We start from the raw sequence: 19,197 nt of genomic DNA, 5'->3' as shown, positions 1-19,197 counted from the left end.
AGGAGAAAGAGATGTCTCAAGTGAATGATTTGCTGGCGGCACTGGCCGATATCGATCCCGCGTCGGAACTGGCGCAGGCGCGTGCCCAACGCGATGCTGCCACCCGCCATACCCAGGGCAGCTATGAGGTGCTCTTTGGTCAGCATGACGACGATTTCCCGCTGCCGGCGCGTTTTGCACTGGCGGCACAGGTGGCGGCCTGGCATGGCGAAGTGGCTTTGCAGGCGCATTACCAGCAGCAGGCTTCGGGCGCACAGCATAGCGCGCGCGATGAGGCGGCGCGTGCTTTTGCCGAACGCATGAGTTTCCGTCCTGTCGAAGCAACACCGCAGCATATTGCCAACCTGCACAGCGCCGGCTGGACACCACGCGGCATCGTCACGCTGGCGCAGTTGGTCGCCTTTGTCAGCTTCCAGAGTCGGCTACTGGCCGGGTTCCGCTTACTTAACGGCGACAGTTTAGCGTCCACACAACACGCGGTAGCCGGTATCTGGCATAACGCCCCGCGTACCCATAGCGGGAAAACCGCCCTCACGGCTTTCACGCAGCAGGAACTGGGCTGGGAACCCTGGCTGGCGGCTAAACCGTTGCCTGAATTTACCACCGAAGAAAAAGCCACGCTGGCGCGCTTTGGTCACAGCGATTCTGATTACTTTCGCCTGTTAGGTCGCAACCTGCCACTGCTGGAGCAGCGTACCCTGACCGATAAAGGCATCTTTTATACGTCCGGCGGTTTAGCGCGTGCGGAGCGTGAGCTGGCAGCCACGGTGGTGAGTAAAGTCAATGGCTGCATCTATTGCGCCTCAGTGCACGCACGTAAAGCCAGCCAGTTAGCGAAAGATGATGCAGCGGTGCAAAAGTTGCTGAATGTGTCACCTGGCGCGGAGTTATCCCACGGTCAATCGCCGCGCTGGCAGGCCATCATTGATTTCAGCGCCGCGCTCTCCGTCACGCCCGCCAGCGCCAGCCAGGCGCAGCTACAGGCGCTGCGCGCGCAAGGGCTGGACACCCTGCAACTGCTGGATCTGGTGCAGTCCACCGCCTTCTTCGCCTGGGCCAACCGTCTGATGCTCACCCTCGGCGAACCCTTTCTCCCCGCTGATGCTCAAGGATAATCATGACGGCTATTTCCACAGAACAACTGATCCACTGGCGACGTGAACTGCATCAGCACCCTGAATTATCCAATCAGGAACACGCCACCACCGCACGAATTACCCGCTGGCTGCAACAGGCAAACATTCGCTTGTTGCCGCTCGGCCTGAGCACCGGGGTGGTCGCGGAGATTGGTCAGGGCGACGCGGTGATTGCGTTGCGCGCTGATATTGATGCCCTGCCGATTGAGGAATTGACGCAGCAACCGTGGCAATCCCAACAGCCGGGCGTGATGCATGCCTGTGGTCACGACCTGCACAGCAGCGTAATGCTGGGGGTGGCGCATCAGCTCAAACGCATTGAAGCGCAACTGCCTGGCCGGGTACGCATCCTGTTTCAACCCGCAGAGGAAACCTTCAACGGTGCACAGCAGCTGATTGATGCCGGCGCGCTGGAGGAGGTGCAGGCGATTTTTGGGTTACACAACGCGCCAGATTTGCCGGTTGGCACGCTGCGTACCCGTGGCGGTGCGATGTACGCCAATGTCGATCGTTTTCAGATCAACATCAGCGGCAAAGGCGCCCATGCCGCGCGCCCGCATGAGGGCATTGATGCGATCGTTATCGCCAGCCATATCGTCACCGCGTTGCAACATCTGCCCAGCCGGGTATTCAGCGCGCTGGCATCGGTGGTGGTCAGCGTGACGCGTTTTACCGCTGGCAATAGCTGGAATGTGTTGCCGCATCAGGTGGAGCTGGAAGGGACGGTGCGTACCCATGATGCCGCCATTCGCGCAGAGATTCCGCAAAGAATCCGCAGCCTGATTGCCGGTATCGCCGCAGGCTTTGACGGTGACGCCGAGCTGGTGTGGCAACCTGGCCCACCTTCGCTGATCAATACCCCGGCGTGGGCAGAGGTGGCGCTGCATCTGGCGCAACAGCAGGGATATGACATCCATACCGCGACACCGCAGATGGGCGGCGAGGATTTTGCCTTTTATCTGCATCAGGTGCCGGGGGTGTTTGTCAGCATCGGCAGCGCCAGCGCACACGGGTTACATCATCCCGCCTTCGACCCGGATGAAGCGATGCTCGCCCCGGCGGTGCAATATTTTACGGCCCTGGCACAGCGGGCGCTGGCTGAGGTGCAGCAAGCGCAGGAACTGGCCTCGTGACGGTGAGAACAAGGAGAAAACCGATGGCGATAACCGTTCCGCTGCCACGTCTCGATCATGTGGTGATCAACGTGGCGGATCAACTCGATGCAGCCAGCACGCTGTTTCAGCGGCTGGGTTTTCAACTGACCGAACGTGGACACCACTCGCTCGGGTCCAGCAATCATCTGGCGGTATTTGGCGAAAATTATCTGGAGTTGCTGGGTTATGAAGCGGCGCGCGGAAATCTGCGTCAGGATCTCTGGCAGTCCCCCCTCGGATTGAGCGGTCTGGTGTGGAAAAGTGAGGATGCTGACGCAGTGTGGCGTTATCTGGAGAGCCAGGATATTGATGGCGAGCCACCCGCCAGTTTTTATCGGCCGGTGACGCTGCCGGATGGTTCAGCGCAACAGGCTCGCTTCCGTACCGTACGTTTACGCAGCGATCTGGTGCCGAATGGCCGCAGCTTCTTCTGCCAACACGAAACACCGCAGGCGGTCTGGCAACCGGCATGGCAGCAGCACCCGAACGGGGTCAGCAACATCGTCGAGTTTGTGGTGGTGGCGCAGGATCCGGCAGCCGCCGCGCTGGTGTATAGCCGGCTGTTTGGTGCCGGACGGCTGGTGGCCTGTCAGGAAGGGGCTTTTGTGCTGAAAGCCGGTGCCGCAACGGTGCGCTTCGCTGCCGCCGAGTACGTGGTGAAGCGATTTAACAGCCTGCCGGACGATTACGATGGCAGCACACGCATGGCGGCACTCAGCCTGCACACCCAGGACCTGAGTAAGGTGAAAGCCTGTTTGCTGCTGGGAGACGTGCCCTTTCGCGAGGAGGAGAACGCGGTGAGGGTGGCGGCCGAACACGCGTTCGGTGTCGCGTTACGGTTTCAGCACTAAACACCTTGCGCGATAAATCACAAAACATTGCGCGATAAATCGCGCCGCTACGGGGGGGGGGATGACGTGTAGCGGCGCGATTTATCGCGCGTTTCTCAGGCTGCCGCCCGCTCTGCCCCCAGCAGATCGAGAATGCGGCTGCGCAACGCCACCAAATGTGCATCGTCGCGACGGCGCGGCCAGGGTAAATCCACCGTGATGATATCCAGCACTTTCGCCGGACGCGGGCTGAACACCACCACGCGATTCGCCATGACCAACGCTTCTTCCACATCGTGCGTCACCATCAGGGTGGTGAATTGCTGCTCCTGCCACAAATCGACGATCTCCTGCTGCATACGCAGGCGGGTTAATGAATCCAGCTTACCCAGCGGCTCATCCAGGATCAGCAGACGGGGATGATTGACCAGCGCCCGCGCCAATGCAGCACGTTGCGCCATACCGCCGGATAACTGGTGCGGCCAGGCACGGGCAAACTGCGTCAGGCCGACGCGATCCAACATCGCATTGATACGCTGTTCCCGCACCGTGCGACCCTCACCACGGATTTGCAGGCCAAGACCGACATTGTCGTACACCGTTCGCCAGGGATAGAGCGTGGGGTCCTGAAACACCACCACGCGCGACGGATCGGGCGCGGTGATGGCGCGCCCCTCTTCTGCCAGCAAGCCGCTGACCGGTTGTTCGAGCCCAGCCAGCAGACGCAGCAGCGTCGATTTGCCACAGCCCGACGGCCCGAGCAATGCCACAAATTCTCCGGCGGCAACGTGCAGATTAATATTTTCCAGTACCGGTAACGCCCTGCCTTCAAGGCTGAAATGGTGGCTGACTTTTTCTATCGCAATATTCACCCCTGACAGTTCACCCGCCATATATTTGCTCCCACTGTTCAGAAAAATAAAAAATAATTAGCACGCACCTTCTCGCCCACAAAATAGCAATTTCGGCAATCAATACCCCCGAAAAACATAAAGGGAATTTGCATGAAGACATGCGGGATTGTTATTTGGTGGTGCAGTCAGGCTTTGCCATAGTGCCTGAAGTGATTTTTTTACATGGAAGGAATGATGGCAATGCACAATATCTCTCTCACTCGCCGCAGCTTATTACGTGGATTAGGTTTGCTGGGTGCCGCTGGCGCGGTAAATCCGACGGTATTTGCGGCGGATAACACGCTGAAAACCGTCAAACTGGCCTGGGGGCAAACCGCTGTCTGTCAGGCTCCCATTTCCGTCGCGCTCAAACAAGGTTTCTTTAAAAAATATGGCCTGAATGTTGAGCCGGTTAACTTTAGCGGGCCAACCGATGCGCTGTTGCAGGCCATCGCGACCGGACAGGCGGATGGCGGCATCGGCATGGCGCTGCGCTGGCTTAAACCGCTGGAGCAGGGTTTTGATGTCGATCTCACTGTCGGTACCCACGGCGGTTGTATGCGTCTGCTGGCACCGCAAAACAGCGGTATCCATCAGGTGAAAGATCTGGTGGGCAAATCCGTGGCGGTGAGCGACCAGGCCAGCCCGATCCGCAACTTCTTCGCCATTCAACTGGCGAAACAGGGCATCAATCCTGATACCCAGGTGAACTGGCTGCAATATCCCTCTGACCTGTTCGGGGAAGCCCTGCGCAAAGGTGAAGTGCAGGCGCTGGCGACCGACGATCCCCAGGGCTGGTTGCTGAAAAAGCAGCATAACCTGGTGGAGGTGGACAACAACCTCAACGGGGAATACGCCCACCTCACCTGCTGTGTGCTGGGCCTGCGTGGCTCGCTGGTGCGTGACGATCCGGCCACCGCGCGGGCAATCACCCAGGCGATTGTCGATGCTCAGCAGTGGACCGCCGACCACCCCGATGAAACCGCGCGCATTTTCCAGCCGTTTGTCCCCGGCTCAGTACCGGTAGCGGATATTGCCGCCATGCTGCGCGAGCATACGCACCATCACCACTCCACTGGCGCGCAATTGCGCAGTGAAGTCGCGGTGTATGTCGATGAATTGAAGAAAATCAATGTAATCCGGCCAGATACGGATGCGCAGCGCTTTGCCGAGCACTACGTCCCGCAGTTGCTGACCGAGTCCTCCAGCCACCAGCACGCCAGCACCCTGGCGTCGATGAGTAACATGTCCAGCTAAGGAGACAATGATGGCCAGTGAAACGCTGACGATAACCCGCAGTCAGGCAAGCGTACGCCGGGTGCAGCCCGCCATCTGGGGTGCGCTGGTGTTGTGGTGGGCGCTGGTAGCGCTGATGGTGGCGGTGCCAGATAAGCCAGTTGGCTTCGCTGCGCCGCGTTTTGTCGATCAAACCCATGAACTGTTTGCCGCTCTGGCGGGGTTACTCAGCGTGCTGGCGATTATTGCCGGTCTGTTTCCCCGGTTGCAGGCACTTTCCCCTCTCAAGCGCAGCGGCTCCTGGCTGATGGTGCTGGCAGTGCTAATCGGCGTGTGGGAGATCGTCACCGCCAAGCTGGCGTTGTTGCCCGCCCCCTTCTTTGCGCCACCGCGCGCGCTGATTGAGGCGTACGCCACCGACTGGCCGCGTCTGCTTGACAGCGTGCTCAACTCGCTGCGCCTGCTGGCATTGGGGTTTCTCTACGGTAGCCTGGTTGGCTTTGTCACCGGTGTCGCCATCGGTTGGTCGCGTGGGTTGGGATATTGGGTCCATCCGATTTTACGCTTCCTTGGGCCGGTGCCCTCAACGGCGCTGTTGCCGCTGTCACTCTATTTCTTCCCGTCTAGCTTCTCGGCGGCGGTATTTTTGATTGCGCTGGCAACCTGGTTCCCGGTGACGGTGCTGACCTGGTCGGGCGTCGCCAGTGTCGATAGTCGTTACTACGATGTGGCGCGCACCCTGGGGGCAAACGCGTGGTTCCTGGTGCTGCGGGTGGCAGTCCCGGCCGCGTTACCTCATCTGTTCGTGGGTTTGTTTATGGGATTGGGCGCGTCGTTTTCGGTGTTGGTAGCGGCGGAAATGATGGGGGTGAAATCAGGCCTTGGCTGGTATCTGCAATGGGCGCAGGGCTGGGCGGCTTACGCCAATATGTATGCCGCGCTGATCGTGATGGCGCTGTTGTTCTCCTCACTCATCTCCCTGCTGTTCCTGATTCGTGACCGCACGCTGGCGTGGCAGCGTAGTGCGGTGCAGTGGTAACCCCTGACTACATGAGGTCGACTAGTAACGGCGCGATGCGCCAGGTATCGCGCCGTTACGGTCAGACCAATACATTCGAGGTAATCCCTTTGGCGAACAGCAGCGGATCGGTTTCTGGTCGCAATACGTTGATGGCTTTCAAATCCCGCGCATAGATATCAATCTCTTGTACAAACGCATTGCCCACCGAGTAATGGCCGTGGGTATGGGTTTTCAACACGCTGGCGATTTCCTGTGGCGTGGTGTTGAGCGCTTTGCCGTTAAACGCCTGAGCGACGACCTCCGGGTGTTGTGCGGCGTAAGCGTGGGCCTGCAAAATCGCGTGGGTGATCGCCGCAGCGACGTCCGGCTGATCGCGGATCAAACTGCCACGCGTCCCCACCACGCAGCAACTCAGGTTGGCGTATTCATCCATCAGGTTGGTCGCCACCTCGCGATAACCCGGCTGCTGGGTTAAGCGCCACATAATCGGGTCGGAGCCACTGGCGGCCTGAATCTCGCCTTTTTGCAACACCATCGGCAGCAGGTCCTGCGGAAAGACGCGCCAGTTCACATCGGTAGTGGGATCAACGCCGTGCTTTTTCAGCAGCAGCGAGAAAAAGTTCTTATCCGCGCCAGCCATATCGGTCACCCCAATGGTTTGGCCTTTCAATTGTTCCAGCGAACGCGGGCCATCATCACGCGTCAGCAGGCGCATACAGCCACCGTGGGTTCCGGCGGTCAGCTTGACATCAAAACCCTGCTCCAGCGCCTTTAGCCAGCGCAGCGCCATGCCAATCGCCGCTTCAGCCTTACCGGTGGCGATCGATTCCAGCAACAGTTCAGTCGAGTTGCCAAAGTTGACGAACTCCACTTCGAGGTTGTGCGCTTTAAAGAATTGATGCTGGTCGGCCACCACCACCGGCGCGAGGCAGATGGCGTTCAGATTGACCGCCATGCGAATGTGGGTGGGTTTAGCTAACGCCCATTTTCCCGCCCCGCCCTGCAATAAATCGCCGGACATGTGCATTCCGGCCATCGCATCGTCGGCGAACACCTGGCCTGGCGCCAACATAGCGGCAGCGGAATAACTGAGAAAATGGCGGCGTGAAAGTGAATAATTAACTGGCATGGTTTTACTCCCAAAAATAAATGCAGGTTGAGATGTTGTTGCTGTAATAATTCTTTTCAGGAGCAGGCAGGTTAATCGTAATTAACCGTGGCAACCAGCCGTAGAATTATGCCGATTACGCATGTGGTTATCCGCTTTATTGCTTTTACATCCCCGGCATAAAAATAAACAATCAGACCTTATTAAAAATATGCATGAATAAGGCGGCACGTAATGGCGGATAATATTTCTCTGCTCAACGAAATTTTACCGGTGATGACCCGTTCGTTAGAAAGCCAGGCAGCCGCCGTGGATGAAAACGGCGATTTTCCCCACGCCATTTTTGCGCTGCTGCGCCAGCACGGTTTGTTGCATTACGCGTTGCCGCTGGAAGCCGGTGGCAGCGGTGCGACGTTGCGTGAATGTCAGGCGGTTATCGCTGCCGTGGCACGCGGGGAGCCTTCCAGCGCGCTGATTCTGATCATGCAATATCTCAATACCCGCCGTCTGGGCAAAGACGCTGACTGGCCTGACGCCGTACGCCAGCAGGTTGCCGCCAGCGTTCGGCAGCACGGGGCGTTAATCAATGCGCTTCGGGTGGAACCCGAGCTGGGCACTCCGGCGCGTGGGGGCTTGCCGCGTACCCGGGCACGACGTACCGCCGAAGGCTGGCGTGTTAGCGGTGAAAAGATTTACTCCACCGGCAGCCACGGTTTGCACTGGTTTCTGGTGTGGGCCAGCAGCGATGATGCCGATCCGCTGGTCGGTGGCTATCTGATACCCGCCAGCGCGCCTGGCATCCGTATTATCGAGGAGTGGGATCATCTGGGTATGCGTGGCACCTGTAGCCATCGGGTGGTGCTGGATGAGGTGTTGATCCCCTTCGATTACGCAGTGAACGTCGCCCCCTGGAGCACACCCAAACCGGGATTGAGTGACGAGGAGCAGATATGGATGGCAACGCTGCTTGGCACCCTGTATGACGCCATCGCCCGAAGCGCGCGCGACTGGTTTATCGCTTTTCTGCAACAACGCGTTCCGGCCAACCTTGCCGCGCCACTCGCCTCCCTGCCTCGTTTTCAGGAGATAGTGGGACGAATCGACACGCGGTTGTTTACCAATGCCTGTTTGCTGCATAGCTGCGCGCAGGGAGAGATCGCCAGCGCGCATGCCTCCCAGGTGAAACAGGTGGTGACGGAGAACGCCATCCACGCTGTACAACTGATGGTGGAGAGCATCGGCAACCACGCCTTAAGCCGCCAGAACCCGTTACAACGTCACTTACGTAACGTGCTGTGTGGCCGTATCCATACGCCGCAGGATGACGCTATCTTCACTTCGGTGGGAAAAGCCGCCCTGGGTGCGGCGACATCACATCCCCGGTAGTGGCACGGTTTTGTAACAGCGCGATGAATCGTGCCGCTACGCATGGAGGCAACCTGGCATGAGATAAAAAACAGTGATATCAAATATCATAACTATCAATTTCACTTATATGAAAAACAGGCTCATGCTAATCCCATCAAAACACATGAGAGGTGATTACCATGAAAATGAATGCCATTGTCTGGCCGGAAGGCTTTATCCCCGGTTTTACCGATAACTACTGTTCTAATGAAGTGATTGTTGCGGGTCTGTCTGCCGCAGACATTTGGCCGCTGCTGGTGACACCGGCGCTGTGGCCGACCTACTACAAAAACTCCGCCAATGCTCGTTTCTACGACAACAAAGGACCGGTACTGGCACAGGATGATCGCTTCTACTTTGAAACCTTTGGTTTCCCGGTTGAAGCCCGCGTAACGGAATACGTTGCGCCGTCAGCCGGTGAAGCGGGACGTGTTGCGTGGCATGGCTGGGCTGGCGAAGAAGGGGCGGCAGATCGCCTTGATGTGCTGCACGCCTGGCTGGTGGAAGATTTATCTGACAACCGTGTGCGCATCCTGACCCAGGAAACGCAAAACGGTAACCCGGCGAAAGAGCTGGCTAAAGCCCAGCCGAACCCGATGATTAATGGTCATCAGGACTGGCTGGATGGCCTGGTGGCCGCCGCCAGAGCGCAAAAAGGTCAGTAATATTCATTCGTCGCGGCGCGATTTATCGCGCCGCGACAGAAGACGCCGCAGAGGCGTCTTTTTATCAGAAGCGGTAAGTCGCGCTAACCGAGAAGTTTCGCGGTTCACCGTAGACAATGCCGCCGCTGCCGACGTTGGTGTCGTACTCTTTGTCAAACAGGTTATTCAGGTTGGCCTGTAAGCTAACGTTTTTGGTGACGTCATAACGGGCAAACAGATCCACCAGCGTATAGCTACCCTGACGGGCACGCCAGGTGCCATTGCCGTCCGGCCCACTCACATCACCCCAGGTTTTTGATTGCCAGGTCGCGCCGCCACCCAGTGTTAACGCGTCCAGTTGCGGCAGGCGATAGCTGGTGAACAGGTTGAACGAGGTGCGTGGCAGCTGTGAGTTGTAGGCATCGCCATTACGATCTTCCGCCAGATAGGTGGTGCCGCCGAAGGTCATCTGCCAGTTATCGGTCAACGCACCATTGACTTCAAATTCGACGCCTTTGCTGACCACGCCATTCTTGCCTTCATAAATGGTGTTGCCGGTGCTGGCATTTACCTGCCCGGTGCTCACCGCAACATTGTCCAGCTCAGAACGGAATACGGAGAACGTGGTGGTCAGACGGCTGTTATACCAGTCCGATTTCACGCCTGCTTCGTAGTTTTTACCGATCACCGGGGAGAGGTAACCACCGGAAGCATCCTGATAATCCTGCGGCTGGAATACCGAGGTGTAGCTGGCATAGGCTGACCAGTTATCCGAAATGTCATAAATCACACCACCATAGGGGGTGATGTTGTTTTTCTCCATCTCTGCACTCATGGTCTGGCGGTTCCAGTTGGTATAACGGGCACCGAGGATCACATGCAGTGGATCGGCCAGAGAAATACGTGTCGCAAGATAGGTCGATTTCTGCCGCACCAGTTGGCTGTCGCTGGACTCGGTACGCGGGTTCCAGTCGGTTTCCGGGTACTGTCCGTTGAAATCGCTGTAGTCACCCAACTGGGTTGGAGAGATATTGTCCCAGGCGCTGTAGTATTTGTTGTCCTGGCGGCTGTAGCTCACGCCCACCATCAACTCATGCTGACGACCAAAGAGTTCATACGGACCGCTGGCGAAGGCATCCACCGCATCGACTTTACGTTTTCCGGTGTTATAACCGGTGCCACCGATGACTGGATAGTTGGCATACGGCGAGGTGCCGATACCGGTGGATTTATCGAAATAGCCATCGACATACAGCATCTTACTGTCGAGGAACATCTCGTTGTGCGTGCCGTTCAGCGTGATGTTCCAACCGTTATCGAAGTTTTGTTGCAGATTAACAAAGACCTTTTTGTTCTCTTTGTCGTTATAGGCCCAGTCCGGCGCGGTGTTATAACCACGGCGGGTACGAATCTGCGTGCCGTCGGTGTACCAGCGCGGCGCACCACTCCACATCGGTGAATCAGTGTTAACCTGGCTGAATTCATAACCGACCGAGAGTTTGGTGGAATCGGTCAGATCGGCGTCCACCACGGCATAGACAAACTGTTTCTGGTTATTGTAACGCTCGATAAAGCTGTCACGGTCCTGATAACCCGCCACCACGCGACCACGCACGCGGCCATCTTCGCTCAGCGGTGCGGAGAGGTCAGCAACATAGCGTTGCTTATTCCAGCTGCCATAGCTGGCTTCAAGGCTGCCGGTAAATTCTTTGCTGTCGGCGTGTTTGCGCACCATGTTGATGGCGGCTGAAGGGTTGCCCGGACCGGTGAGCAGGCCAGTCGCGCCACGCACCACTTCCACGCGTTCATACAGGGCCATATCAGTTTGCACATCGCCGAGGTTCCAGCGTGAAGCAAACGCGGTGGGAATGCCGTCGATCATGTAGTTATCAATCAGGAAGCCACGCGAATAGAACAGTGGGCGGTCCATATCCTGACTGACACTTTTGATACCGGTGGTATTTTTCAGCACGTCATTCAACGTTTGCAACTGCTGATCTTCCATACGTTGCTTGCTGATAATGCTGACTGATTGCGGAATATCACGGGCGGTCAGCGCCATTTTGGTACCGGCACGGGTCACAGGCACGCTGTAATCCTGTGCGGCCTGCTCCTGCTGGTCGGCATTCGTGGCACTGGCATTAACCGTCAGCGTTTGTTCTTTATTGGCCGTATCTGCCGCATGGGCGATACCCGAGGTAATCAACATCGCCAGCATTGACAACCGCAGCACACGCTGCGAAGTCCGGGCGTGTTCCCTGACGCGCTTTTCTTCGAAAGACATAATATTCCTCAATTTTTTGTTATTAATGACGACATGCCCGCTGGCGTCTGCTGGCATCCGGCCATAAATAGCTGTTGAAGAATAACGGTCAGGAGGAAATAAGCGCCTGACTGTGCCGTCCCGGCACGTACAGTGCGACAGTAAAGATGTCGTTAAGAAAGCAAATGAGAAATATACGCATTAAGATTTCCATTGCAAGTAATTGTTTCCAGTTGCGTAGAATTTTTTCGTGGAAAATCACTTATTCTTCAATGATTAAGGAAAGATGAGAGTTTCTGATGGCAATCATCACTCAAGGAAAGCTCCGTAGCGGCGCGATTTATCGCGCTTTTGCCTCAATGCGCAAACGGCTCGCGCGATAAATCGCGCCGCTACGGATCACGAGGATCGTATTACCAATGCCAGCGTTTTTCCGCTAAATCAACCAGTAAACGTGAGGCGGGGGAAAGCTCGCTCAAAGAGCGGAACTGCCAGCCAAAGGTTCGGGGCATGGTGACCAGCGGCAGGGGAATCTCCACCAGCGAGGCATCTTCGCCCTCGCCTTTCAGCAAACGCCGCGAGAGAAAACTCAGCAATTGCGTACTGGCGATGACCTGACGCAGCGGCGACAAGGTATTACTTTCCATTTGTACGCGCGGGGACGCATAGCCTCCGCTGCGTAAACGTTGCTCCAGCCACTGACGCGTCGCCACCTGCATGGAAGGCAACAGCCAGTTAAATTGATCAAGCTGTTCCGGTGTCGGATGGATATTCGCCAGCGGATGCCGTTTGCTGGCGGCAATCACCACCGGATCGTCAATCAGCGGGCGGGTAATAAACTCGCTGTTGCCATCCGGCAAATAACCGAGGATGAGATCGATCTTGTTTTCCCGCAGCATTTTTTGCAGCAAGTCGTTCATCCCCACGGTCACTTCCAACCGTGCCGTTGGCGCTTTATGTAGCAAATCACGACTCAGCATTGGCAGCATAAATTCTGCCGCTGTGGCAGCCACGCCGAGGCGGATCACCCCCGCGGTCCCTGCCCCCAACGCCTGTAAATCCTGGCGCGTCACCTGCATCATGTGCACGACTTTTTGAGCACGTTCACAAAGTAGCAGTCCCGCTTCCGTCAGTTGCATGCCACGCCCGACCTTCAAAATCAGTCGGGTGGCGTAGAACTTTTCCAGCCGCTGCAAACATTTGGTCAGCGCAGGCTGAGTGATACCAAGGGATTGCGCCGCTTTACCCAGATGCCCGGTCTCCTTCACCGCCAGCAGATAATGCAGATCTTTCAGCTCCATTCATTCCCACCAGGAATTAATTGATAAAAATCAGAGAATATAATTTATCACTCCGGACTGCCAGGATGGAAAGACATTAACAACAGAGCAACAAATAACCTGCCATGTTCAGAAGGAAGATAAGGATGAAGCATTCGCTGCAAGCGCTGATCGCGGCGCTGACCGTTACCGTCGCCGCACCGCTACTGGCACAGGATACCCTGCCGGTTAAGCTACCCACCCAACAAGATAGCCGCCTGCAACAGGTGACCACCTCCCCACGGGTGTGGAATGGTATCACCGTCAGCCACGATGGCCGCATTTTTGCCTCCCTGACCCAATCGGAGGGCAGTGGTATACAGCTGGCTGAAGTGGTGAACGGTCAGCTTAAGGCGTATCCCGATGCGGCCTGGAATCAATGGCAGAGTACCGATCCTGAGCATCATTTCTATCACGTTAATGCCCTGCGGATTGGCCCGGATGGCGATCTCTGGGTGATGGATGCCGGTAACAAAGGCATCGGCACCGGCGATCACGCGGTAGCAGGCGCAGCCAAACTGGTACGCATCAATCTGCAAAGCGGCAACGTGGTCGGCAGCTACGTGTTTAACGCTCCGGTACTGAAAGCCACCAGCTATCTGGATGATGTGCGTTTCAATGGGGATTACGCCTATCTGACCGATCCCGGTGCGGTGGGGTTGGTGGTGTTAAATATGAAAAGTGGTAAAAGCTGGCGCGTGCTGGATGATCATCCGCTTTCTATCGATCATCAACCAATCTATGCCGACGGCAAAAAACTGTTCCTGCGCGATGGTCGGGAAAAACGTGTTGGCCTCGATCAGCTGGAAGTCTCACCTGATGGCAAATGGCTTTACTATCAGGCCATTCCCGGACCGCTGGCGCGCATCGAAACCCGTTATCTGAATGACGAGAAACTTTCACCGGCTGACGTGGCACAACACGCGGAGAAAGTGCGCGACACCTGGAGCACCGGCGGCACGGCGATTGACGCCGCGGGCAATATCTATGCCTCGGATATCAATACCCGCAGCATCAAACGCATTGCGCCGGATGGTGCCGTGACCACGGTGATTCAGGATCCACGCCTCGTTTGGATTGATGCGATGTGGATTTCTAAAGGGGCGTTGTGGATGCCTTCGGCACAAATTAACCGCACGCCTGCCACCACCGGGGGGAAACCTTCAACCGTAGAATATCCGGTGAAACTTTATCGTCTGCCATTACCGATTGCGCCTTCACCGCGCGATCACGGTTAATTTATGCGCCCGGTTGCAGTGGCCGGGCGTGTTTTATTTCTTCGCGATATGGTTGAGGAGCGCAAATAATACCGCGATAAATCATAACCTGAAGCGATTTTAATTTTATTAAAAATAAGAAGTTGCACGCATTTTTCCCATAAATGCATCTTGCTCTCGTCAAAATAATTTCCGGATAATAATGTCCGAATGATGAGGGGGAAAAAGGTGTAACTGAACAATAAATAGTCGTTTGTTTTTATTTATACCCGAATATACCCAAAATAATTCGAGGTGCAGGAAGGCGGCAAGAGAATGAATCCCCAGGAGCTTACACGAGTAAGTGACTGGGGTGAATGAACGCAGCCAACGTGCCTGCAACTTGAAGTATGACGGGTATTAACCTCTGAACAGGACACCTGCCATGCTGTTAATCCTCAGTGTGCTTATGATCGGCTGTTTTATCGGCTTATTAATGAGCAAAAAACTCTCCGCCTTAACGGCATTGATTATTATCCCAACAATTTTTGCGCTGTTATCCGGCCAGGGTGCGGAAATGGGTACCATGGTGATTAAAGGATTACGTACCGTTGCCCCCACCGGTGTGATGTTGATTTTCGCCATGCTTTATTTTATGAGCGTCACCGATGCCGGAATGTTTGATCCGATTATTAAACGCATTGTATCCGCCGTTGATGGTGACCCGGTCAAAATATTTATCGGCACCGCCCTGCTGGGTTTTATTGTGGCGCTGGATGGTGACGGCGCAACGGTATATATGATTGTACTGGCAGCTTTTATGCCGATATATGAACGCGTTGGCTTATCAAAACTGAGTGTGGCCTGCCTGCTATTACAATGCACCGGCCTGGGGAATATGTTTCCCTGGGGTGGCCCGACAGCGCGTGCCGCTACGGCAGTGCATGCCGATGTTGCCACCTTGTTTGTGCCAATGCTGCTGCCGCTGCTGGCCTGCGTGGTCTGGACCTTTGTCATGGCCTGGTTGCTGGGCCGCCGCGAGCGCACCCGCATTGGGTTTCACAGCGGGAACTCAGCAACGCTGAGCGGATTGCAGTTTGAAGAGAAACCCTGTGTGGCCTGGCGTTTCTGGTTTAACTGGGCGCTGACTATCGCGCTCATGACCTTGCTGGTGCTGGATGTGGTGCCGATGGCCTATTTGTTTATGCTGGCAACCGCCATCATGTTCGTCGTGAACTATCCGCAACTCAGTCAGCAGCAGGAGCAAATTACGCGCCATGCACCGGCCATCCTCGCCGTGGCCGGGTTGATCTTCGCGGCTGCGGTGTTTACCGGCATCTTCTCTGAAACCGGCATGGCCGATAGCCTGGCAACCGCGATAGTGAACGTGATTCCGCCTGCGCTTGGCCCTTATCTGGCAGTAATTACCGCGTTAATAAGCATCCCGGTCACCTGGATGGTTTCCAACGATGTGTTTTATTTCGGTATGTTGCCAGTGCTGGTTCAGGCGGCAGGACATTATGGTATCTCGCCAATTGAAATGGCTCGCGCCGCGTTGGTGGGACAACCGGTGCATATTCTCAGCCCGCTGGTCGCTTCAACCTATTTATTGATTGGCATGCTGAAACTGGATTATGCGCAAGCTCAACGCTTTACATTACGCTGGTCGTTTATAACCTGCCTGGTGTTATTGCTGGTTGCGCTGATTACCGGCTGCTTTCCGTTTTATCGTGATGCCTAAAATATCCTCGCTTTGAACGGTGGGATATCAGGTTATAGTTTGCCATCCTGATGTCCCGATATTTTTCAGGACTAATCTGGCTGCGCCAGAATATTTTCTTTTGTCTTCATTTCCCGTAGAATGCCCTTTTTTGATTGAGTCATACCATTACTAAGGGTTTATTTATGAGCGATGCACTGAAGGCATTGAACAATCTTCGTACACTGCGTGCCCAGGCGCGTGATATTGAGGTTGAAGTTTTAAACGAAATGCTGGAAAAGCTCAGCGCGGTGATCGCCGAACGTCGTGAAGAAGCTGCGGCGGAAAATGCCGCACAGCGCGAGAAAGAAGAAAAACTGGCGCTGTATAAAGAAATGCTGCTGAACGACGGTATTGATATTAATGAACTGGCGCAATTAACTCAGGGCGAAAGCAAACCTAAAGCAAAACGCGCACCGCGTCCGGCGAAATATAAGTTTACCGATGAAAACGGTGAAGAGAAATTCTGGACCGGTCAGGGCCGTACGCCTTCCCCGATCAAAAGCGTACTCGACGCTGGCGGTTCGCTGGATGATTTCCTGATCTAATATTCAGGGAAAACGCCTTGCTCCATCGTGGGCAAGGCTTGCGCTTCTCTTCCAGGCTACGTAGCGGCGCGATTTATCGCGCGTTGTTTTCCATCGTAAAGGTCAAAAGAGCGCGATAAATCGCGCCGCTACGGTTACATGCAGTTAAATCAACACTGCACAGGCACGAGCAATGCGATGCCCTGCCTCGGTGACACTCGCAATATCCGTGGCAATCGACAGACGAAAATACGGCGACAAACCGTAGGCACTGCCGGCGACACCGGACACGCCACTTTCCAGCAGGTAGTTCAGCACATCATCTTCACTTTCCAGCCTTTTGCCATCCGGGCGGGTTTTCCCCAGCAGACCAGCACAGCGACAGAAAATAAAAAACGCCCCTTCCGGGTTAAGCACCTCAATACCCGGCACCTGACTCAGCGTTGCCATGATGGCATCACGTCGTTGCTGATACGCTTCGCGCTGCGGCGGCAGAAAATCCAGCCCCCCGTTAAACGCAGCGACCGCAGCGGCCTGGCTGATGGCGCTGGCACCGGAGCTGTTTTGCGACTGCACCACGGTCATGGCGCTGATCAATTTTTTCGGACCGGCGCCAAAACCGATGCGCCAGCCGGTCATGGCATAGGTTTTCGATACCCCGCCGACCAGCAAGATGCGTGGTGTTAAATCCGGCGCAACGTGCAGCAGGCTAACGTGTTGACGACCATCAAACAGAATATGTTCATACAACTCATCCAGCATGATCAGGACGTCGGGATGATCGCGTAGCACTGCCGCCAACGCGGTCAACTCTTCGTGGCTGTACACCATGCCTGAAGGGTTGCCGGGGTTATTCAGCACCAGCCAGCGTGTCTTGTGGGTGATTGCCGCAGCCAGTTGTTGTGGTTGCAACTTGTACTGCTGCTCTAGCGGGCACGCCAGCAACACCGGCTCGCCGCCGTTAAAACGCACGCTGTCCGGGAAGGTCGGCCAGTATGGCACCGGCACAATCACCTCATCGCCCTCGTTGAGGGTGGCAGCAAAGGCGTTGAAGATAACCTGCTTAGCGCCATTGGCGATGGCGATCTGCTCCACCTCATACGACAACTGATTTTCCCGCGCCAGCTTCTGCTGTACCGCTTTGCGCAGCGGCGTGGTGCCGGGCGTAGGCGTATAACGGGTTTCTCCCGCTTCCATTGCCACTACAGCCGCCTGGCGGATAGGGGCCGGGGTATCGAAATCAGGCTCCCCGGTGGTGAGGTCGAGAATATCCACGCCCTGCTCTTTAAGCTGGCGCGTCAATTGACGCGCCGCAGCATTGGCGGAGAGAGACACGGATTGCACACGCTTTGATAAGGTGACCATGCTGTTCTCCAGTCGTTACACCACAGGCAGGCCGAGGTTTTCGCGCAGGGTGGCAAATTCATACTCATCACGGAACAGGCCGCGACGACGCAGCTCCGGGATCACCAGTTCAACGAACAGGTCAAGCTGCTCTGGCATGATCGCTGGCATGATGTTGAAGCCATCCGCGCCCCCCTGCTCCAGCCACAGCTGGAAGTCATCGGCGATATCTTCGGCGGTGCCGACAATCACGCGGTGTCCACGGGAACCGGCAGCAACCGCGGCCAGCTCGCGCAGCGTCAGGTTTTCTCGCTTCGCCATATCGGTCATCAGCTTGACGCGACTCTGGTTACCTTCGCCCAACGGCACTTCCGGCACCGGACCATCGAGCGGATACTGGCTCAGATCCATGCTGAAACGCAGGGAGAGCTGACGCAGACCGTTTTCGATATCCACCAGGGTGTTCAACTCTTTCCACAGCGCTTTGGCTTCTTCACGGGTGTGACCGACAATCGGCATCACGCCCGGCATAATCACCACATGGTCCGGGTTGCGTCCGGCTGCAATCACCTGATCTTTCTGCGAACGGTAGAAGGTCTGCGCTTCTTCGAGGCTGGCTGCCGCAGTGAAGATCACTTCGGCGGTTTCCGCCGCCAGCTTCTGACCATCGGCAGAGGATCCGGCTTCGATAATCACCGGACGCCCCTGCGGCGAACGGGTGATGTTCAGTGGCCCCTGAACCTGGAAATGCTCGCCTTCGTGGTTGATCGGCTGGATCTTGTCATCAATAAAATATTGGCCGGTGGCTTTGTTTGGCTGCACCGCATCTTTTTCCCAGCCTTCCCACAATTTGTAAGTCACTTCGAGGAACTCACGCGCCCGCGCATAGCGCTCGGCGTGATTCGGCATATCGCTGCGGCTAAAGTTGCGCGCAACGTCGGTGGAGAAAGAGGTCACTACGTTCCACGCCGCGCGACCTCGGCTGATATGGTCCAGCGAGGAGAAGCTGCGCGCCATAGTGAACGGGTCGCTAAAAGTGGTGGACGCCGTTGCCGCCAGGCCGATGCGTTTGGTATTGACCGCGAGGGCTGACAGCATGGTCAACGGCTCAAGGCGTGCCATAGTGGAAGGCAGGCGGTACATACTGGTCGCCAACGCATCGCCAACAAAAAACAGGTCAAATTTGCCTGCTTCCGCTTTTTTCGCGATGGTGATCAGCCAGTCGATATCGGTCGGATCGCCGAGTTGCTGCGTCAGACGCCAGCCACTGACGTGTTGACCAACGGGTTGTACAAAAAGGCCGAGTCGCAGGCGACGAGATGAAGTTGCGCTGTCCATAAAAGATGTCCTGGTCTGTAAA

Annotated in this window: 16 protein-coding genes; 10 read left to right on the top strand and 6 right to left on the bottom strand. The window is 56.1% G+C overall.

Translation table 11 applies throughout. The features are described from left to right. Nucleotides 1-11 precede the first annotated feature (11 nt). Genes AC6I8R_RS21510 through AC6I8R_RS21500 form a run of 3 tightly spaced genes read left to right on the top strand, consistent with a single transcriptional unit; the run spans nucleotide 12 to nucleotide 3,141 of the window. A complete protein-coding gene (locus AC6I8R_RS21510; protein WP_497832871.1) occupies nucleotides 12-1,115 on the top strand; it encodes an alkylhydroperoxidase domain protein in 1,104 nt (367 codons plus the stop codon). Between the two features lie 2 nt (nucleotides 1,116-1,117). Next, nucleotides 1,118-2,269: an amidohydrolase gene (locus AC6I8R_RS21505; RefSeq protein ID WP_497832870.1), complete on the top strand. Its 1,152-nt coding sequence runs from the start codon at nucleotides 1,118-1,120 to the stop codon at nucleotides 2,267-2,269. Nucleotides 2,270-2,292: 23 nt separating this feature from the next. After that, nucleotides 2,293-3,141, top strand: a complete 849-nt coding sequence (locus tag AC6I8R_RS21500; protein WP_497832869.1) for a VOC family protein — start codon at nucleotides 2,293-2,295, stop codon at nucleotides 3,139-3,141. A 95-nt stretch (nucleotides 3,142-3,236) separates the two neighbouring features. Here the strand turns inward: AC6I8R_RS21500 and AC6I8R_RS21495 are convergent, their stop codons facing one another. Then, nucleotides 3,237-4,013 (bottom strand): ABC transporter ATP-binding protein, encoded by a 777-nt coding sequence (locus AC6I8R_RS21495; protein WP_415174614.1) that lies wholly within the window; start codon nucleotides 4,011-4,013, stop codon nucleotides 3,237-3,239. A 195-nt stretch (nucleotides 4,014-4,208) separates the two neighbouring features. Between AC6I8R_RS21495 and AC6I8R_RS21490 the strand changes: the two genes are divergently transcribed. After that, nucleotides 4,209-5,270 carry an ABC transporter substrate-binding protein gene (locus AC6I8R_RS21490; protein ID WP_497832868.1) on the top strand — a complete coding sequence of 354 codons (1,062 nt, stop codon included), beginning with the start codon at nucleotides 4,209-4,211 and terminating at the stop codon, nucleotides 5,268-5,270. 10 nt (nucleotides 5,271-5,280) lie between these two features. Next, complete coding sequence (locus tag AC6I8R_RS21485; RefSeq protein WP_497833055.1) at nucleotides 5,281-6,288, top strand: ABC transporter permease; 1,008 nt, start codon at nucleotides 5,281-5,283, stop codon at nucleotides 6,286-6,288. Nucleotides 6,289-6,349: 61 nt separating this feature from the next. Here AC6I8R_RS21485 and AC6I8R_RS21480 read toward each other — a convergent pair whose 3' ends face one another. Further along, nucleotides 6,350-7,399 carry an ABC transporter substrate-binding protein gene (locus tag AC6I8R_RS21480; protein ID WP_208725784.1) on the bottom strand — a complete coding sequence of 350 codons (1,050 nt, stop codon included), beginning with the start codon at nucleotides 7,397-7,399 and terminating at the stop codon, nucleotides 6,350-6,352. 213 nt (nucleotides 7,400-7,612) lie between these two features. Between AC6I8R_RS21480 and AC6I8R_RS21475 the strand changes: the two genes are divergently transcribed. After that, nucleotides 7,613-8,764 (top strand): acyl-CoA dehydrogenase family protein, encoded by a 1,152-nt coding sequence (locus AC6I8R_RS21475; protein WP_497832867.1) that lies wholly within the window; start codon nucleotides 7,613-7,615, stop codon nucleotides 8,762-8,764. Between the two features lie 167 nt (nucleotides 8,765-8,931). Then, nucleotides 8,932-9,450, top strand: coding sequence for an SRPBCC family protein (locus tag AC6I8R_RS21470; RefSeq protein WP_415174703.1), 519 nt, complete (start codon nucleotides 8,932-8,934; stop codon nucleotides 9,448-9,450). A 64-nt stretch (nucleotides 9,451-9,514) separates the two neighbouring features. Here the strand turns inward: AC6I8R_RS21470 and fhuE are convergent, their stop codons facing one another. Then, nucleotides 9,515-11,713, bottom strand: coding sequence for a ferric-rhodotorulic acid/ferric-coprogen receptor FhuE (gene fhuE / locus AC6I8R_RS21465; protein ID WP_415174617.1), 2,199 nt, complete (start codon nucleotides 11,711-11,713; stop codon nucleotides 9,515-9,517). Nucleotides 11,714-12,105: 392 nt separating this feature from the next. Next, a complete protein-coding gene (locus tag AC6I8R_RS21460; RefSeq protein ID WP_497832866.1) occupies nucleotides 12,106-12,993 on the bottom strand; it encodes a LysR family transcriptional regulator in 888 nt (295 codons plus the stop codon). Nucleotides 12,994-13,118: 125 nt separating this feature from the next. Here AC6I8R_RS21460 and AC6I8R_RS21455 point away from each other — a divergent pair, with 125 nt between their 5' ends. From AC6I8R_RS21455 to AC6I8R_RS21445, 3 genes are all read left to right on the top strand, one after another. Continuing rightward, complete coding sequence (locus AC6I8R_RS21455) at nucleotides 13,119-14,249, top strand: L-dopachrome tautomerase-related protein (protein ID WP_497832865.1); 1,131 nt, start codon at nucleotides 13,119-13,121, stop codon at nucleotides 14,247-14,249. A 403-nt stretch (nucleotides 14,250-14,652) separates the two neighbouring features. Further along, nucleotides 14,653-15,948, top strand: a complete 1,296-nt coding sequence (locus AC6I8R_RS21450) for a CitMHS family transporter (protein ID WP_497832864.1) — start codon at nucleotides 14,653-14,655, stop codon at nucleotides 15,946-15,948. A 164-nt stretch (nucleotides 15,949-16,112) separates the two neighbouring features. Beyond that, the gene (locus AC6I8R_RS21445; RefSeq protein WP_415174620.1) at nucleotides 16,113-16,514 is read left to right on the top strand and encodes an H-NS family histone-like protein; all 402 of its coding nucleotides are present in this window, start codon (nucleotides 16,113-16,115) and stop codon (nucleotides 16,512-16,514) included. Between the two features lie 144 nt (nucleotides 16,515-16,658). Here the strand turns inward: AC6I8R_RS21445 and AC6I8R_RS21440 are convergent, their stop codons facing one another. Both AC6I8R_RS21440 and AC6I8R_RS21435 read right to left on the bottom strand, forming a co-directional pair. Continuing rightward, nucleotides 16,659-17,858, bottom strand: coding sequence for an aminotransferase class I/II-fold pyridoxal phosphate-dependent enzyme (locus AC6I8R_RS21440; protein ID WP_497832863.1), 1,200 nt, complete (start codon nucleotides 17,856-17,858; stop codon nucleotides 16,659-16,661). A gap of 15 nt (nucleotides 17,859-17,873) precedes the next feature. Then, nucleotides 17,874-19,175, bottom strand: coding sequence for an LLM class flavin-dependent oxidoreductase (locus tag AC6I8R_RS21435; protein ID WP_415174622.1), 1,302 nt, complete (start codon nucleotides 19,173-19,175; stop codon nucleotides 17,874-17,876). Nucleotides 19,176-19,197 lie beyond the last annotated feature (22 nt).

This window comes from Pantoea sp. X-Soil-OKNW-713 (genome assembly GCF_059730685.1).
This window is presented reverse-complemented; position numbering and strand designations above follow the sequence as displayed.

What these genes read in the sequence shown, in the direction of transcription:
- AC6I8R_RS21510 (WP_497832871.1), top strand. Translation starts at nt 12, where the DNA reads ATGTCTCAAGTGAATGATTTGCTGGCGGCACTGGCCGATATCGATCCC.
- AC6I8R_RS21505 (WP_497832870.1), top strand. Translation starts at nt 1,118, where the DNA reads ATGACGGCTATTTCCACAGAACAACTGATCCACTGGCGACGTGAACTG.
- AC6I8R_RS21500 (WP_497832869.1), top strand. Translation starts at nt 2,293, where the DNA reads ATGGCGATAACCGTTCCGCTGCCACGTCTCGATCATGTGGTGATCAAC.
- AC6I8R_RS21495 (WP_415174614.1), bottom strand. Translation starts at nt 4,013, where the DNA reads ATGGCGGGTGAACTGTCAGGGGTGAATATTGCGATAGAAAAAGTCAGC.
- AC6I8R_RS21490 (WP_497832868.1), top strand. Translation starts at nt 4,209, where the DNA reads ATGGCAATGCACAATATCTCTCTCACTCGCCGCAGCTTATTACGTGGA.
- AC6I8R_RS21485 (WP_497833055.1), top strand. Translation starts at nt 5,281, where the DNA reads ATGGCCAGTGAAACGCTGACGATAACCCGCAGTCAGGCAAGCGTACGC.
- AC6I8R_RS21480 (WP_208725784.1), bottom strand. Translation starts at nt 7,399, where the DNA reads ATGCCAGTTAATTATTCACTTTCACGCCGCCATTTTCTCAGTTATTCC.
- AC6I8R_RS21475 (WP_497832867.1), top strand. Translation starts at nt 7,613, where the DNA reads ATGGCGGATAATATTTCTCTGCTCAACGAAATTTTACCGGTGATGACC.
- AC6I8R_RS21470 (WP_415174703.1), top strand. Translation starts at nt 8,932, where the DNA reads ATGAATGCCATTGTCTGGCCGGAAGGCTTTATCCCCGGTTTTACCGAT.
- fhuE (WP_415174617.1), bottom strand. Translation starts at nt 11,713, where the DNA reads ATGTCTTTCGAAGAAAAGCGCGTCAGGGAACACGCCCGGACTTCGCAG.
- AC6I8R_RS21460 (WP_497832866.1), bottom strand. Translation starts at nt 12,993, where the DNA reads ATGGAGCTGAAAGATCTGCATTATCTGCTGGCGGTGAAGGAGACCGGG.
- AC6I8R_RS21455 (WP_497832865.1), top strand. Translation starts at nt 13,119, where the DNA reads ATGAAGCATTCGCTGCAAGCGCTGATCGCGGCGCTGACCGTTACCGTC.
- AC6I8R_RS21450 (WP_497832864.1), top strand. Translation starts at nt 14,653, where the DNA reads ATGCTGTTAATCCTCAGTGTGCTTATGATCGGCTGTTTTATCGGCTTA.
- AC6I8R_RS21445 (WP_415174620.1), top strand. Translation starts at nt 16,113, where the DNA reads ATGAGCGATGCACTGAAGGCATTGAACAATCTTCGTACACTGCGTGCC.
- AC6I8R_RS21440 (WP_497832863.1), bottom strand. Translation starts at nt 17,858, where the DNA reads ATGGTCACCTTATCAAAGCGTGTGCAATCCGTGTCTCTCTCCGCCAAT.
- AC6I8R_RS21435 (WP_415174622.1), bottom strand. Translation starts at nt 19,175, where the DNA reads ATGGACAGCGCAACTTCATCTCGTCGCCTGCGACTCGGCCTTTTTGTA.